Annotated in this window: 11 protein-coding genes; 3 read left to right on the top strand and 8 right to left on the bottom strand. The window is 73.9% G+C overall.

The annotated features are described in order from the left end of the window. Window positions 1-120: 120 nt before the first annotated feature. The 4 genes from ABZ836_RS29535 to ABZ836_RS29520 all read right to left on the bottom strand — a co-directional run bounded on the left by ABZ836_RS29535 (window position 121) and on the right by ABZ836_RS29520 (window position 6,132). The gene (locus ABZ836_RS29535) at window positions 121-1,833 is read right to left on the bottom strand and encodes an LCP family protein (protein WP_361147281.1); all 1,713 of its coding nucleotides are present in this window, start codon (window positions 1,831-1,833) and stop codon (window positions 121-123) included. Window positions 1,834-1,968: 135 nt separating this feature from the next. Beyond that, window positions 1,969-3,729 (bottom strand): LCP family protein, encoded by a 1,761-nt coding sequence (locus tag ABZ836_RS29530; RefSeq protein ID WP_356135403.1) that lies wholly within the window; start codon window positions 3,727-3,729, stop codon window positions 1,969-1,971. A 269-nt stretch (window positions 3,730-3,998) separates the two neighbouring features. Next, window positions 3,999-5,090, bottom strand: a complete 1,092-nt coding sequence (locus tag ABZ836_RS29525; protein WP_361147287.1) for an LCP family protein — start codon at window positions 5,088-5,090, stop codon at window positions 3,999-4,001. Between the two features lie 286 nt (window positions 5,091-5,376). Further along, window positions 5,377-6,132 carry a TIGR03089 family protein gene (locus ABZ836_RS29520; protein WP_356135399.1) on the bottom strand — a complete coding sequence of 252 codons (756 nt, stop codon included), beginning with the start codon at window positions 6,130-6,132 and terminating at the stop codon, window positions 5,377-5,379. 128 nt (window positions 6,133-6,260) lie between these two features. Between ABZ836_RS29520 and ABZ836_RS29515 the strand changes: the two genes are divergently transcribed. After that, window positions 6,261-7,652 carry a peptidoglycan recognition protein gene (locus tag ABZ836_RS29515; protein ID WP_356135397.1) on the top strand — a complete coding sequence of 464 codons (1,392 nt, stop codon included), beginning with the start codon at window positions 6,261-6,263 and terminating at the stop codon, window positions 7,650-7,652. Between the two features lie 117 nt (window positions 7,653-7,769). Next, window positions 7,770-8,855 carry an NDP-sugar synthase gene (locus tag ABZ836_RS29510; RefSeq protein ID WP_356135395.1) on the top strand — a complete coding sequence of 362 codons (1,086 nt, stop codon included), beginning with the start codon at window positions 7,770-7,772 and terminating at the stop codon, window positions 8,853-8,855. 200 nt (window positions 8,856-9,055) lie between these two features. Here ABZ836_RS29510 and ABZ836_RS29505 read toward each other — a convergent pair whose 3' ends face one another. From ABZ836_RS29505 to ABZ836_RS29490, 4 genes are all read right to left on the bottom strand, one after another. Beyond that, window positions 9,056-10,045 (bottom strand): DNA-3-methyladenine glycosylase 2 family protein, encoded by a 990-nt coding sequence (locus tag ABZ836_RS29505; protein ID WP_361147275.1) that lies wholly within the window; start codon window positions 10,043-10,045, stop codon window positions 9,056-9,058. A 54-nt stretch (window positions 10,046-10,099) separates the two neighbouring features. Next, window positions 10,100-11,419 carry a coenzyme F420-0:L-glutamate ligase gene (locus ABZ836_RS29500; protein ID WP_361147272.1) on the bottom strand — a complete coding sequence of 440 codons (1,320 nt, stop codon included), beginning with the start codon at window positions 11,417-11,419 and terminating at the stop codon, window positions 10,100-10,102. Further along, complete coding sequence (cofD, locus tag ABZ836_RS29495; RefSeq protein WP_356135389.1) at window positions 11,416-12,375, bottom strand: 2-phospho-L-lactate transferase; 960 nt, start codon at window positions 12,373-12,375, stop codon at window positions 11,416-11,418. The genes ABZ836_RS29500 and cofD overlap by 4 nt, the downstream gene beginning before the upstream one ends. Window positions 12,376-12,438: 63 nt before the next feature. Next, complete coding sequence (locus tag ABZ836_RS29490; RefSeq protein ID WP_361147269.1) at window positions 12,439-12,948, bottom strand: cysteine dioxygenase family protein; 510 nt, start codon at window positions 12,946-12,948, stop codon at window positions 12,439-12,441. Window positions 12,949-13,713: 765 nt separating this feature from the next. Between ABZ836_RS29490 and ABZ836_RS29485 the strand changes: the two genes are divergently transcribed. Beyond that, window positions 13,714-13,977 (top strand): WhiB family transcriptional regulator, encoded by a 264-nt coding sequence (locus ABZ836_RS29485; RefSeq protein ID WP_108951581.1) that lies wholly within the window; start codon window positions 13,714-13,716, stop codon window positions 13,975-13,977. Window positions 13,978-14,084: the final 107 nt, after the last annotated feature.

Here is a 14,084-nt window from a genome sequence, read left to right as displayed (position 1 = left end):
GGTGGTCCCCGCGTCGATCAGCGCGAGCTCGACCTTCAGCATCTCGGCCAGGTCGTCCAGGTGCTCCGAGGTGAGGGCCGTGGCCCTTCCCGGTGCTCCCCCCGCGCGCGCCCGCCGCGGCTACCAGGTGTAGATCCTCTCGGCGACGTCCATGCACTTCTTCTCGGCGCCGTTCTGTGCCTCCGCGCTCTCGGGGAGCTTGCCCTCCTCCAGCACGTTCTCCTTCGGGTAGGTGTCGCCCTCGCGCCAGTCCGCGCCCACCGTCAGCGTCACCCCGTCGACGTCCGCGGACTTCTTCACGGAGCCGGCCGGGATCCCCAGCGCCTCCGCGACCCGCAGCGCGTCGCCCTTCAGGTCGGCGCTCGGGTAGTGCACCACGGTCCGCTTGACGGGCTCCGCGGCCTCGCGGTCCACGGTGGTGCGCCCGAACCCCTCGGCGGCCAGAGCCTGTTGGAGCACCGTCGCGCGCCCCTCCACGGCGCCCAGCGTGTCGCTCGCCGTGCCGTTGCGGACCTGGACGTCGATCTCCGCGTCCGGCGCCGCCTCGTCGGCCGGCCCGTCCGAGGCCTTCCTGCCCTTCGTGCCGTTGCCGTCGAACGGGACGTCGTCCTGCAGCATCGCCCACAGCCTCTCGGCGTCGCCGGACTTCGGGACCAGGCGGTTCGGGTCCTGCGGGTACGGGACGTTCGGCATGGTGGTCGTGGTGATGCGGTTGACCGGGACCTCCTTGAGCTCCATGGCCAGGTTCGCGAGCTTCGCCACGCTGCCGATCTCCTCGGACACCTCCAGCGCCTTGGTGGCCGCCTCCGCCAGCCTGGTCAACTCCCCGGCGTCGGTGAAGACGTTGGTCTCCTTCAGCTCGCGCATCATCGAGTTGAGGTACATCTGCTGCGCCTTGGCCCGGTTCTGGTCGCTGCCCCACGCGTGCCGGGTGCGCAGCCACTGGAGGGCCTGCTCGCCCTTGATGGAGTGGTCGCCGGCCTTCAGCTTCAGCCCGGAGCCGCCCCGCTGCGCCGCGGTCGACCGGTCCCAGACGTTCTGGTTGACGCAGACGTCGACGCCGCCGATCGCGTTGGTCATGTCGACCACGCCGACGAAGTCGATGACGATCCAGTGGTCGATGTAGACCCCGGTGAGGTTCTCCCAGGTCGACAGGGTGCAGCCGGGACCGCCGCGCTGCAGGGTGGAGTTGATCATGCCGAAGGTGGCGGGGTAGGTCTCGTCCTCCTTGGCGTCGCGGCACTCGGGGATCTGCACCATGGTGTCGCGCGGGACGCTCACCATCGAGGCGCTCTTCCGGTCCGCGGATATGTGGAGCAGCATCTGCACGTCGGCGCGGGGCTTCTGCCCGACGTTCTCCTTGCTGCCGCCCAGCTTCAGGTTCCGGGGGTCGTTCCGGTCGTCGGACCCGAGGACGAGGATGTTCAGCGGGGTCTGGCCGGCGGCGTTCGGCCTGGTCTTCCTGGCGTCGGACTCGCCGCCGGCGCGGGCGTCGGTGCGCAGGTTGCCGTTCAGGTGCCGGTAGTAGAGGTAACCGGCCCCGGCGGCCCCGAGTATCAGGAACGCCAGCACCAGGGCCGTCCAGCGCAGCACACGCCGTCTTCGGCCCCCGCGGCCCCGTCCGGCGCCCTTGACGCGGCGGCGCCCGCCGCCGTGCCGTCCGCCGTCGCGGGGCCCGGTGCCCGAGGCGTTCCCGCCGCCGCCCCCGTCCCCGTCCGACGGTTCGTCGCCGGAGCCGTCGGCCTCGTACAGGCTGTCGTCCCAGCCGAGGTCGGCCGCGCCCCCCGTCGAGCCGCGGCGCCCGCCCTCGCCGCGCACACGCGTCTCTGCCATTCGTGCCCCTCCCACCCTGCCTCCGCCCCGCCTACGGGGACCGCCCCGCGCATCTCATCTGTGAGATGCGCGAGGCGGTCGATTCGTTGCGCGGAACGAGCCGTTACTTCACGTGCTTCTGCTGTGCGTACGCGCCTACTTGGCGCACTGCGTCTTGTCGGCCGTGGACTTCTCCACGTCCGGCGCCTCGGTCGGCGCGGTGAGCGGGATGCCCGCCCCCTTGAAGTCCTCGCCCAGGGTCAACGTCATCGTCGGCAGCCCCTGCGCGTTGGTCGCGCTCTCGCCCTCCTTGAGCGCGGAGCCCGGCAGCCCCATCATGGCGGCCAGCGCCCGGGCCTGGTCGGCCTGGTCGGGGGCGTACTCGAGGGTCGTCTTCTTCTGCGTGGCGTCGGCGTTGCCGCCGTTCTCCGACTTGAGGACGCCCTGGTTGTTCTGCAGCCAGGTCAGCGTCCCCGACGCGGCGCCGGACTTGGCGCCGCCGTTGAAGACCTGCACCCGCACCTCGGAGGGGTCCGCCTTGGAGCCCTTCAGCCGGGCGGCCTCGGCGTCCTTCTGCTTCTTCTTCTGCCGCTTCACCTCGGTGAAGGAGACGTCCTCCTGGATCATCTGGAAGACCTGCGGCGCCTTCTCCGGGTTGGGCACCACGGTGACCGGCGTCGGCTCGGCGGGGTTGTCGACGACCGGGACGGTCAGGAAGGTCATGTTCTTCGGGTCGACCTCGTTGATCTCCAGCGCTATGTCCTTCAGCACGGAGACCTTGCCGATCGCCTCGTCGACCTCGAGCGCCTTGGTCGCGGCCTGGGCGAGGTTGTTGAGCTTGGTGGGGCTGGTCAGGGTGTCGCTGGAGGACATCTTCCGCATCATCGAGCCCAGGAAGGCCTGTTGGGCCTTGATGCGGTCCAGGTCGCCCGAGTTGCCGAAGCTGTAGCGGGTGCGCAGGAAGCCGAGGGCCTGCTCGCCCTCGACGACCGACTCGCCGGCCGGCAGCTTCAGGTGCGACTTGGGGTCGTCGATCGGCTTCTCGACGCAGACCTCGACGCCGCCGATCGCGGAGGTCAAGGTCTTCACGGCGTTGAAGTCGGCCACCATGAAGTGGTCGACCTGGATGCCGGTGACCTCCTTGACGGTGAGCGCCGTGCAGCTCGCGTCGCGGCCGCCCTGGCCCAGGCTCTCGTTGAACCGGGTGTTCGGGGTGCCCGGCACGACCTTGGTGGAGCCGTCCTCCGCGGTGGTCTCGCAGTCCGGGATGTCGATGACCATGTCGCGGGGGATGCTCATCACCGTGGCGTTGCTGCGGTCCTCGGCCACGTGCAGCAGCAGCGTGGTGTCGGCGTGGCCGACGCTGTTCTTGTCGCCGTAGCCCTCGTTGCCGGAGCCGGTGCGCTTGTCGGTGCCGATGACCAGGAGGTTGAACGCCTCGTCCGAGGCGAAGCCGTCCGAGCACGCGTCGTTGCCGCACGCGGTCTTCTGGATGTTGTCCTCGAGGTCCTTGATGTACCAGTAGCCGAACCCCGCCGTCGCGACGATCACGAAGGCCAGCGTGCCGCCGGTCCACATGAGGACCTTCTTGCCCTTGCTCTTCTTCTTCGGGCGGCCCCGGCGGCGGCCGGGCTCCAGGTCCTCGGGCTCGCCGCGCCGCCTGCGCGGCGGGGGGACGTCACGGCCGGGACGCGGCCGGGCGGGGGCCTCACGGCTGTAGCCGTCGCCGTGCGAGGTGCGGTCCCGCGGCACGCCGGACTCGCGAGGAGTAGGGCGGCGCGGACCGGGTACCGGAGGAGGTGCCGACTGCGGACCGGCACTGCTCAGTCGCAGTTCGTACTCGCCGGTCTGCGGGTTGAGCACCCACTGGTCGGCGGGATCGATGTTGTCCGCCCGTCCACGGCCATGCGCGTCCACGGTTGTCGAGTCCTCCGTCGGGGCCACGGCGCCTTCCCCCAGGCGCGGGGTCACGTCATGGTGCCGACCGCAGGACGGACCCTGGCCGGGGCACCGGATCGCTCACACTATCCGCCCGCAACGGCGCGTAGCGACGACGGTGACACATTCCACTTCCCTACAAGCGGGCAATCTGCCTCATTCTTCTGTCTCTCCGCCACCCCTTGGCCATGGTTTTACCTGTCGGTAGCACGGGGGTTCGACGCAGGTCACCGGAGGGATCGGCTCCGTTACGCGCAGGGGTCCTCGGCGGCGGTCGTGCCGCTGAACGAGGGCGAGGGGGTCGGCTCCGCGAGCGTGCCGTGCGCGCCCGTGCGGCCGGTGGCGCCGCGCTCCGTGACCGGGACCGGGCGGTCGTGGCGCAGCAGGCCGAAGAGGCGGTCCGCGGCCGGCTCCACCAGCCGGTCGCGGTCGGGGTCGGCCGGGTACGGCTCGCGGGGGACGGTGGTGAAGAGGATCCGCTCGGACGGGATCCCGCGCACCTCGCGCACGAACCCGTACAGGTCCCGCAGCCCCGCCAGGCCCGGGTCGGTGGTGAGCGAGGAGGTCGCCGCGTGCAGCACCGGGTAGAGCCGCAGCGGGTTGTACAGGACGTGGTCGCTGCGGACCTTCTGCACCAGGGCGCCCAGGAACCGCTGCTGCCGTTCCATCCGCGCGGTGTCGCTGCCGTCGCCGACCGACTTGCGGGCCCGGACCCAGCCGAGGGCCTGCTCGCCGTCGAGGGTGACCCGCCCGGCCGGGAGGTCCAGCTCGGCGGCCTTGTCGCGGACGGGTTCCCGCAGGCACATGTCGACGCCGTCGACGGCGTCCACCATCTCCTTGAACCCGTGGAAGTCCACCACCATGTGGTGGTCGATCCGCACCCCGGTCATCCGCTCCACGGTGCGGATGGTGCAGGCCGGCCCGCCGGTGGAGAAGGCGCTGTTGAACTGCGCGAACCGGGCGGACGCGGTGCCCCGCCCGTCCCGTTCGCGGCAGGCGGGGACGCGGACCATCAGGTCGCGCGGCAGGGAGACCGCCACGGCGCTCCCGCGGTCGGCCGCCAGGTGCAGCAGGATCGTGGTGTCGGAGCGCTCCCCGCCCAGGTTCCGGCCGTAGCGGGCGTTGCCCTCGCCGGCGCGGGTGTCGGAGCCGATCAGCAGGACGTTGCGGGCGTCGGGGACCAGCCGCTCCGGACGCTCCGCCGCGTGCCGGGCCAGCTCGGCGGCCGTCGCCTCGTCGGAGGTGACGTTCTCGCTGAGCCTGCCGTAGAGGGCCCAGCCGGTCAGCACGCCCGCCACCAGCAGCACCACGACGAGCGTGGCGAGGCTGACGACGGCGATCCGGAGCGCGCGACGGCGGGGGCGGGGGGATGGCGACGACACGGGCGGCACCCCGGTGCCATGCCCGCCCCGCGCCCCGCCTTCCCGCCGCTGCCCCCGTCCGGGTGACAACTTCGCCCCCACGGCCGCACCAGCGCAGGCCGGACGTACGCCGCCCGCGCCCGCTCCCGCTCCCGCTCCCGCTCCCGCCCGCGCCCGCTCCCGACCGCGCCCGCTCCCGCCCGCGCCCGAGCCGCCCGACCCGCCCGCGCCGGCGCCCGGGCGGACCGGCGGAGGCGTTCCGGGTTCAGCGGCTGGTCGCGGTGACCCGTTCCGCGTCCACGCGTCGGGCGAGGGCGTCGTCGGAGAGCTGGTCGAGGTGGCGGCAGAGCACCACCGAGCCGCCGATGGACAGCGGGGCGTACAGGCCGGCCGCCACGCCCTCCCAGGTGCCGTACGACAGGCCGCTGAGGATCCGTGAGGTGGGCCCGGTCAGGCCGAGGCCGGGCGCCTCGGCGCGCGCCCGCTCGACCACCTCCGCGCCGGTGAACTCCCGGCCGGCGACGATCAGCGCGGGCTCCTCCGGGTCGACCGGCGCGTAGGGGGCGAACCGGTCGCCCATGCCCGGCACTTCGAGCGCGTAGTCGCGGAAGCCGGCCGGCGTCTGCGGGAAGCGGCCGCCGAGCGGCCGCAGCGCGAGCGCGACGCGCTCCCCCGAGCAGGCGCGCGCGTCCTCGAGGGTGTCCGGCCCGGTGACCACCAGGTCCGCCGCGGCGGCGTCACCGCCCGGAGCCGCGACGACGCCCGTGGAGTGACAGGCCATCAGCCACACCGCGGCCTGCCAGTGGCCCGGCAGCAGCAGCGCCAGCCGGTCGCCCGGCTCGGCGGACAGTTCGTCCTGGAGGTAGTTCGCCGTCTTCGCCACCCAATTGGCGAAGGTGGCGACGGAGAGTTCGACGCGCTCGCCCGTGGCGTCGTCGTAGAAGGTCACCAGAGGGCGCGCGGGGTCCGCGGCGAGCGCGGAACGCAGCAGGTCGGCGGGGGTGCGGTCGGTGGCGTTCACGCGCGCAAGCGTACGCGTCGCGGCCGGCGCCCGAGGCGGGTGGCACCACCGGTTCGGACGAACGACGCCCGACAGGCCGTCAAGAGTGCTATGGACAGTTATGTCTTAATATGTCAAGGATTCGGGGTATGCGCGGATTCCTCTCTTCGACAGTCGCATCCTCCTTCGCCTCCTCACTGGGCATCACCTGTGCCACGTCACTGGTGGTGCCCCTCGCCGTGGTGACGGCGGCTCCCGTGGCCGCGGCGGTCGGACCCCCCGCCCGGGCGTACGCCGAGGCCGCGGCCGGGGACGCCGGATCCACCCAGTCGCTGCCGCTGGCCCCCCTCGGCGGACGCCGGGCCGCCACCGCGGTCCCCGGCCAGGTCGAGCGGGGCCTCGCCCGCCGGGACGTACGGCCGTTCTCCCTGGTCGGCGTCGTCTGGGACGACCCCGGCGCCGAGCTGCACGGCCGGGTCCAGGTCCGCACGCGCGCCACCGCGACCGGGAAGTGGAGCCCGTGGGAGGACCTGGAGACCCACACCTCCGAGCACGGGGCCGACCCCGGCACCGACGAGGACGCCGCCCGCGGCGGCACCGCCCCGCTCTGGGTCGGCGCCTCCGACGGCGTCGAGGTCAGAGCCCGGCCGGGCGCGGACGGGCACGGCCACGCCGGGACGGTTCCCGCGCTCCCGTCCGGGCTGCGGGTGGAACTCGTGGACCCCGGCACGGGCCCCGCCGCGGGAGCCCCCGCCACCCGGGCCGGCGCCGGGCCGGAGGTGCTGCCCGCGCTGAGCCGCGAGGAGACCGCACGGCAGGCGGCCCTCCCGCGCGCCGCCGCCCCGGGCACCCCCGACACCCCCGACCCGGAGCACGCCCCCGCAGCCCCGGCCGCCGCCCCCGCCGCCGCGCCGGACGCGCCCAGGGCCGCGCCGTACATCGGTCCGCGCCCGGCGATCGTCACCCGCCGGGGCTGGAAGGCGAACGAGAGCCTGCGCGAAGCGGGGTTCGCCTACACGAAGAAGGTCAAGGTGGCGTTCGTCCACCACACCGCCACCGGCAACCGGTACACCTGCAAGCAGGCCCCCTCGGTCATCCGCAGTATCTACCGCTACCACGTGGGCAGCATGGGCTGGCGGGACATCGGCTACAACTTCCTCGTCGACAAGTGCGGCAAGGTCTACGAGGGCCGGGCGGGCGGCGTCGCCCGGCCCGTCATGGGCGCCCACACCCTGGGCTTCAACAGCAACAGCATGGGCATTGCCGTGATCGGCAGCTTTGGCTCGACCAAGCCCTCGGCGAAGGCCGTCCGCGGCATCGCCCGCCTCACCGCGTGGAAGCTCGGTCTGCACGGCATGAACCCGCGCGGCAAGACTTATCTGACGTCGGGCGGTGGCAATCGCTACCGAAAAGGCAAGAATGTACGACTGAACACCATCTCCGGGCACCGGGACGGATTCGCCACGAGCTGTCCGGGTGGTCGCCTCTACAGCAAGCTCGGCACGGCCCGGTCGACCTCGGCCCGCTACCAGGGACGATGACGCCGGGACGGAGGGGGCCGGCCGGCCCCTGACGCTCGCACAGCCATCGAACGGTCTGCGTACACTGGCCGGCCGACATCACGATCGGCCGGTCCCGGCAGGAAGCAGAGACGACAGGTGACAGAAGCGATCCTCCTGGTCGGCGGCAAGGGCACCCGGCTCCGTCCGGTGACGGTGAACACCCCGAAACCCATGGTCCGCGCGGCCGGGGTTCCGTTCCTCCAGCACCAGCTGGCCCGGGCCGCCGCCGCGGGCGTGGACCACGTGGTGCTCGCCACGTCCTACCTGGCCGAGGTGTTCGAGCCGTACTTCGGCGACGGCTCCTCCCTGGGGCTCCACCTCGAGTACGTCACCGAACAGGAGCCGCTGGGCACCGGCGGCGCCATCCGCAACGCGGCGAGCCGGCTGAGATCCGGCCCGGAGGAGCCCGTCCTCGTCTTCAACGGCGACATCCTCACCGGCCTCGACATCCGGGCCCTGGTCCGCACCCACGCCACCAGCGGCGCCGACGTCTCCCTCCACCTCACCCGGGTCACCGACCCGCGCGCCTACGGACTGGTCCCCACCGACCCCACGGGCCGGGTCACGGCGTTCCTGGAGAAGCCCCAGACGCCCGAGGAGATCGTCACCGACCAGATCAACGCCGGCTGCTACGTCTTCCGCCGGTCGGTCGTCGACACCATCCCGGCCGGGCGGCCCGTCTCCGTCGAACGCGAGACGTTCCCGGACCTGCTGGCGGCCGGCGCGCACCTGCAGGGCATGGTCGACTCCACCTACTGGCTGGACCTCGGCACCCCCGAGGCCTTCGTCCGCGGCTCCGCCGACCTGGTCCTCGGCCGCGCCCCGTCCCCGGCCGTCCCCGGCCGCTGCGGGGACCGCCTGGTCCTGCCCTCGGCGGTGGTGGCCCCCGACGCGAAGCTCACCGGCGGCACGGTGGTGGGCGAGGGCGCGCTGGTCGCCGGAGGAGCCCGGATCAGCGGCTCGACCATCCTGCCGGGGGCGATCGTCCAGCCCGGCGCCGTCATCACCGACTCGCTGGTCGGCGCGCGCGCCCACATCGGCGAGCGGACGGTCCTGACCGGGGCGGTCGTCGGCGACGGGGCGTTCGTGGGCCCCGACAACGAACTCCGGGCCGGCGCGAGGATCTGGTGCGACGCCCGCATCCCCGCGGGAGCGGTCCGCTTCTCCTCCGACGTGGCCTGACCCCCTGCGGCGCGGGCCCGGCTCGCGCCACCCGTGCCGCCCAGGGGGAAGAGCGGGCCAAGGCCGCCCGCACGCACACCGCGGCTCGCTCGACGCCGTCCAGGCCGACCGCACACCGCGGCCCGCTCCACGCGACCCCGGCCGCCCGCACGCCGCGTCGGCACCGCCCGCACGCCGCGTCGGCACCGGCCCGCGGGGCGTCACCACACGCTGATGTCGCCCTTGCGCATCCGCGGCGCCCTCCGCGCGGGGAAGCGCCCGCTGAGCAGCACCAGCCGCGCCGCCCGGTGCCGCTGCCCCGACTCCGCGTACGGCTCCAGCAGCCGCAGCATCTCCGCGTCGTCCGCGTCCCGGTCGTCGGCCAGCGCGTGGCCCACGATCCCCGGCAGGTGCAGGTCCCCGGTGGTCACCGCGTCCGCCGCCCCGTGCGACCGCTGGACCACCTCGGCGGAGGTCCACGGCCCGATGCCGGGCAGCACCTCCAGCCGCGCCCGCGCCGCCTCCGGCGCCATCCCCGCGGCCTCCTCCATCCGCTCGAAGACCCGTACGGCCCGCAGGATCGTCGCCGCCCGCTTGTCGTCGACCCCGGCCCGGTGCCACTCCCAGGAGGGGATCAGCGCCCAGGCCCGCGGGTGCGGCATCACCCGCATGCCCTCCGGCGCCGGGCCCGGCGCGGGTTCGCCGAACGCCTGCAGCAGCCGCCGCCACCCCCGGTACGCCTCGTCGGCGGTGACCTTCTGCTCCAGCACGGAGGGGATCAGCGACTCCAGCACCAGCCCGGTCCGCGTCAGCCGCAGCCCCGGGACCCGCCGCGCGGTCACCCGCAGCAGTTCGTGGCGGGCGACGAAGACGGAGGGGTCGTCCTCCAGCCCCACCAGCCCCGGCAGCCGCTCCAGCAGCCAGGAGGCACCCGGCCCCCAGGCCTCCCCGCGCACCGTGCCGAGGGCGGCCCGCGCGGTGACGCGCAGCGTCCCGGGGCCCAGGGGCGTCCGGGCGGCCCGCCACACCGCGCCGTCCGGCGTGAACCGGAACGACGGGTCGCCGGGGCCGCGCCGCAGCACGCCCAGCACCAGGGCGAGGTCGACCGGGCCGCCGGGAACCAGCTCCCGGACCAGCCCGGGTCCTCCACCCTGCCGGGGCACACCCGCGGCACCGCCACGGGGCGCCCTCGGCGCGAAACGTCCTGCCATGCACCCGAGGGTACGGTCCGCCCCGTACGCCCCGTGGGTCCCGGCCCCGGCGCGCTACCGGACCGTGACGAACGCCTCCGCCGTGCGCTCCGCGCGCGGCCGCGGCTCCTCGGCGGGATGCCCCACCGCGACGGCGCCCATCGGGTCCCAGCCCTCCGGCAGCTCCAGCACCTCGCGCACCACGTCCCGGCAGAACATCGTGGACGACACCCACGCCGACCCCAGCCGCTCCCCGGCCAGCGCGACCAGGAAGTTCTGCACGCCCGCGCCCATGGCGACGACGAACATCTCCCGCTCCGCGCCGTCCCGCCGGGCGTCGCCGTAGGCGTGCGAGCCGTCCATGACCAGGCAGGGCACCACCAGGTACGGCGCGTTGCGCAGCACGTCCCCGCGCCGCACCCGCTTGGCGATGGACTCCTCGCTCTTGCCGTCGCGCCGCAGGTCGGCGATCCAGGCGTCCCGCATGGCGTCCAGCAGCCGCAGCCGCGACTCCCCGCTCTCCAGCAGCACGAACCGCCACGGCGTGGTGTGGTGCGGCGCGGGCGCGGTCACCGCGGCGGCGACGGCCCGCCGGACCGCGCCCGGGTCGACCGGCTCGTCGGTGAAGGACCGCACGGTGCGCCGCTGGGCGACCGCCTCCCGCACGGCCTCGGAGGTCCCCAGCCGGAACATGTCGTCCCGGGCGGACCGGACCAGCGCCCGCGCGCCCAGGTGATCGTCCTGGTCGCCCACGAGGTGGGAGAGCCCGCGCACCACGGCCACCGGCCGCCCCTCGGCCTTGCCCTTGACCAGGTCGCCGGCGGCCGCGAGTTCGTCCACGAGGGCGACGACGGTGGCCGACAGCGGGTTGCCGTGGGCGTCCGTGCCGCCGCGCAGGTCGTCGAGGACCCGGACGCCGGCCGCGCCGATGCCGACGTCGGTGAGCCCGCTGCGCCAGGGCCGCCCGAAGGTGTCGGTCACGATCACGCCGACGTCCACGCCCAGCGCGGCCCGCAGCCCCTCCCGGATCGCCCGCGCGGAGGCGTCGGGGTCCTCGGGCAGCAGCAGCACGGTGCCGGCCGGGGTGTTGGAGGCGTCCACGCCGGCCGCCGCCATGACCAGGCCCTGCCGGTTCTCCACGATCCGCAGCGTGCCGCGCCGGGCGACCACCCGGACCGTCTCGGCGTCGATGGCGGCCTCCCGGTCGGCGGCCGCCATGATCCGGCCCTCCGCCTTGGAGACGATCTTGGAGGTGACCAGCACCACGTCCCCGTCGGCCAGGTCCGGCTCGGCGGCGGCGATCAGCCGGGCGAGGTCGTCGCCCTCGCGGACCTCGGGCAGGCCCTCGACCGCCCGGACCAGGAACTCCGGCCGCGTCTCCCGCTCGTGGCTCACGCCTCCCGCACCTCCTCCGCGAGGGCCAGCGCCTCACGGGCCATGGCCGCGGTGGCGTCCAGGTCGGTCATCATCAGGGGCACGGCCCGGCAGCGGATGCCCGCCGCCTCGACCCGCCCGACCGCCTCGGCGTCGACCGTGTCGACCAGCCAGCCGTCGAGCAGCCCCGAGCCGTAGTGCTCGGCGACCGCGGCGGCGGTGGCCTCGACGCCGACCGCCGCCAGCACCTTGTCCGCCATCCCGCGCACCGGCGCGTCACCGACGATGGGGGAGAGCCCCACCACCGGGACCCCGGCCTCGGCGACCGCCTCCCGGATGCCGGGCACGGCCAGGATGGTGCCGACCGAGACCACCGGGTTGGACGGCGGGAAGAGGATCACGTCCGCCTCGGCGACGGCCTCCAGCACGCCGGGCGCGGGCTTGGCCTGCTCGGCGCCGACCGGCACGATCGCCTCGGCCGGGACGGAGGCCCGCAGGCGCACCCAGTACTCCTGGAAGTGGACCGCCCGCCGCTCGCCGTCCAGCGTCACCGCGACATGGGTCTCCACCCGGTCGTCGGACATCGGGATGAGCCGCACGCCCGGCTTCCACCGGTCGCAGAGCGCCTCGGTGACGGCGCTCAGCGGGTAGCCGGCGCCCAGCATCCGGGTGCGGACGATGTGCGTCGCGAAGTCGCGGTCGCCCAGCCCGAACCACTCGGGGCCCACCCCGTAGGCCTTGAGCTCCTCCTTGACGTGGAAGGTCTCGTCGGCCCTTCCCCAGCCCTGCTCCTCGTTGATGCCACCGCCGAGGGTGTACATCACCGTGTCGAGGTCCGGGCAGACCTTCAGCCCGAAGAGGTGGATGTCGTCCCCGGTGTTGCCGATCACGGTGACGGACGCGTCCGGCGCGGCCGCCTTGAGACCGCGCAGGAACCGGGCACCGCCGATGCCGCCTGCCAGAACCACAATGCGCATGGGCATCAGTCTCGCAGGCCCGCCGGGGCGACCGGCAGGCGGCCGACGGGGTGTGGCGCCGCGTCAGACCGCGGCGCGCGCGGCGGCGGGCGCGGAGGCGTGCATCGGCATCTCGGTCAGGCCCGGGAAGTAGACGTGCAGGGTGACCGCCGGTTCCAGGGAGTCGTTGACGATCTCGTGGATGTGCCCCGGCGCGAGGACCCGCTGCGCGCCCGGTGCCAGGGTCCGCCGGGCGGTGCCGGAGGGGCCGGCGGCGGCGCCGCGCTCGGTCAGGGCGCCGTCCAGGACGGTCAGCACGCCGGAGGACGGGCCGTGGTCGTGCAGGCCGGTGTCCTGGCCGGGCAGCCAGGACAGGAGCCACACCTCGTAGCCGGGCCCGGCGAGCAGCCGGTGGTACCAGCGGGTGGTGGCGTCGTACCGGACCAGGTGCTCCCACCGGGCGCGGTCGGCGGCGATCCTCCGGGAGAGGCCGACGAAGTCGGCCACCGTGGAGGGGTGTTCGGGCTCCGGCTGGAGCAGGTGGGGGACCTCGAGGATGTCGCCGGCGATCTGCAGGTCGCTGTCGCTGTTCATGGGTGCGAGGGGTTCCTGTGGCGGGAGGGGCGGGGGAGGAACGGGGGAGTGCGGGTACGGCACCGCTTCCGCCGGGTCCGGGTCACGGACCGTCACGGCTGGGCCCGGGTGGGGGCCGGGAGAGGCGGGTGGGACCAGGGGCCCGAGGGGTGCGCGGCCGGCCCGGGGGTCGCCGGGCGGGCTACGGCCGGAGCGTCAGAGGCTCAACAGCCGGTGCGACAACAGGACCGGCGGCAGGGCCGACGGCCGACGCGAACGGGGGCGGCGCCGCAGACCGCGACCGACACCTGCGCGGCGGTGCGGGTCGGGGCGGATGCCGGGTTCGCGAACATGCCCATCAGCAGACCGGGTCACACCTCGGGTGTCAACTCGGCCCCGCGCGAATGGGACGGATTTCACCTTCTGGGGGTGTCTTGGAAGGAGGAAGGTTTGTGCCGGGGGTGGCCGGGACACATGGCGCACAACCGGACGCGTCAAACCTGCCGGAACCGAGCGCCCCTCCGCGGCCGTGATCCAACTGTGATCGAGCCCGCTCCGGGGTGACCACCGACTCGCCGTCAGTCCGTCGAAGTTCAGGATGATTTGCACACTTTCGACGGGTCCTTGGTTCAGCAGAGTGAATAAGGGGCTCATTAGCAGATCCTGGCTTGACTCGCCCGGAGCGGCACACTTGTAATTTCACTCGTGTCGTTCGGCCACCGTCGGTAATGGCCGAATCACACGGGGACATCACGGGGACGCGGAAAGACAGACGAGGGGCGCAGCATGACCGAGCTGGTGCAGCAACTGCTGGTCGACGACGCGAACGAGGAACTCGGCTGGCAGGAGCGCGCGCTGTGCGCCCAGACCGACCCCGAGTCCTTCTTCCCGGAGAAGGGCGGGTCCACGCGGGAGGCCAAGAAGGTCTGCCTCGCGTGCGAGGTGCGCTCCGAATGCCTCGAGTACGCGCTCGCCAACGACGAGCGCTTCGGGATCTGGGGCGGCCTCTCCGAGCGGGAGCGCCGTCGGCTGAAGAAGGCCGCCGTCTGACGGTCCGGGCGCCCGAGGGGCGACCGGACAGACGGCACAGTTCGTTCCACAACGTACGGCCCGTCGCCCGTGGGTTCTCCACAGGCGGCGGGCCGTTTGTCGCTCAG

This window comes from Streptomyces sp. NPDC047130, assembly GCF_040643475.1.
Classification (GTDB): Bacteria; Actinomycetota; Actinomycetes; order Streptomycetales; family Streptomycetaceae; genus Streptomyces.
This window is presented reverse-complemented; position numbering and strand designations above follow the sequence as displayed.

Coding starts and splice junctions, on each gene's coding strand:
- ABZ836_RS29535 (WP_361147281.1), bottom strand. CDS start 1,833: ATGGCAGAGACGCGTGTGCGCGGCGAGGGCGGGCGCCGCGGCTCGACG.
- ABZ836_RS29515 (WP_356135397.1), top strand. CDS start 6,261: ATGCGCGGATTCCTCTCTTCGACAGTCGCATCCTCCTTCGCCTCCTCA.
- ABZ836_RS29505 (WP_361147275.1), bottom strand. CDS start 10,045: ATGGCAGGACGTTTCGCGCCGAGGGCGCCCCGTGGCGGTGCCGCGGGT.
- cofD (WP_356135389.1), bottom strand. CDS start 12,375: ATGCGCATTGTGGTTCTGGCAGGCGGCATCGGCGGTGCCCGGTTCCTG.
- ABZ836_RS29490 (WP_361147269.1), bottom strand. CDS start 12,948: ATGAACAGCGACAGCGACCTGCAGATCGCCGGCGACATCCTCGAGGTC.
- ABZ836_RS29485 (WP_108951581.1), top strand. CDS start 13,714: ATGACCGAGCTGGTGCAGCAACTGCTGGTCGACGACGCGAACGAGGAA.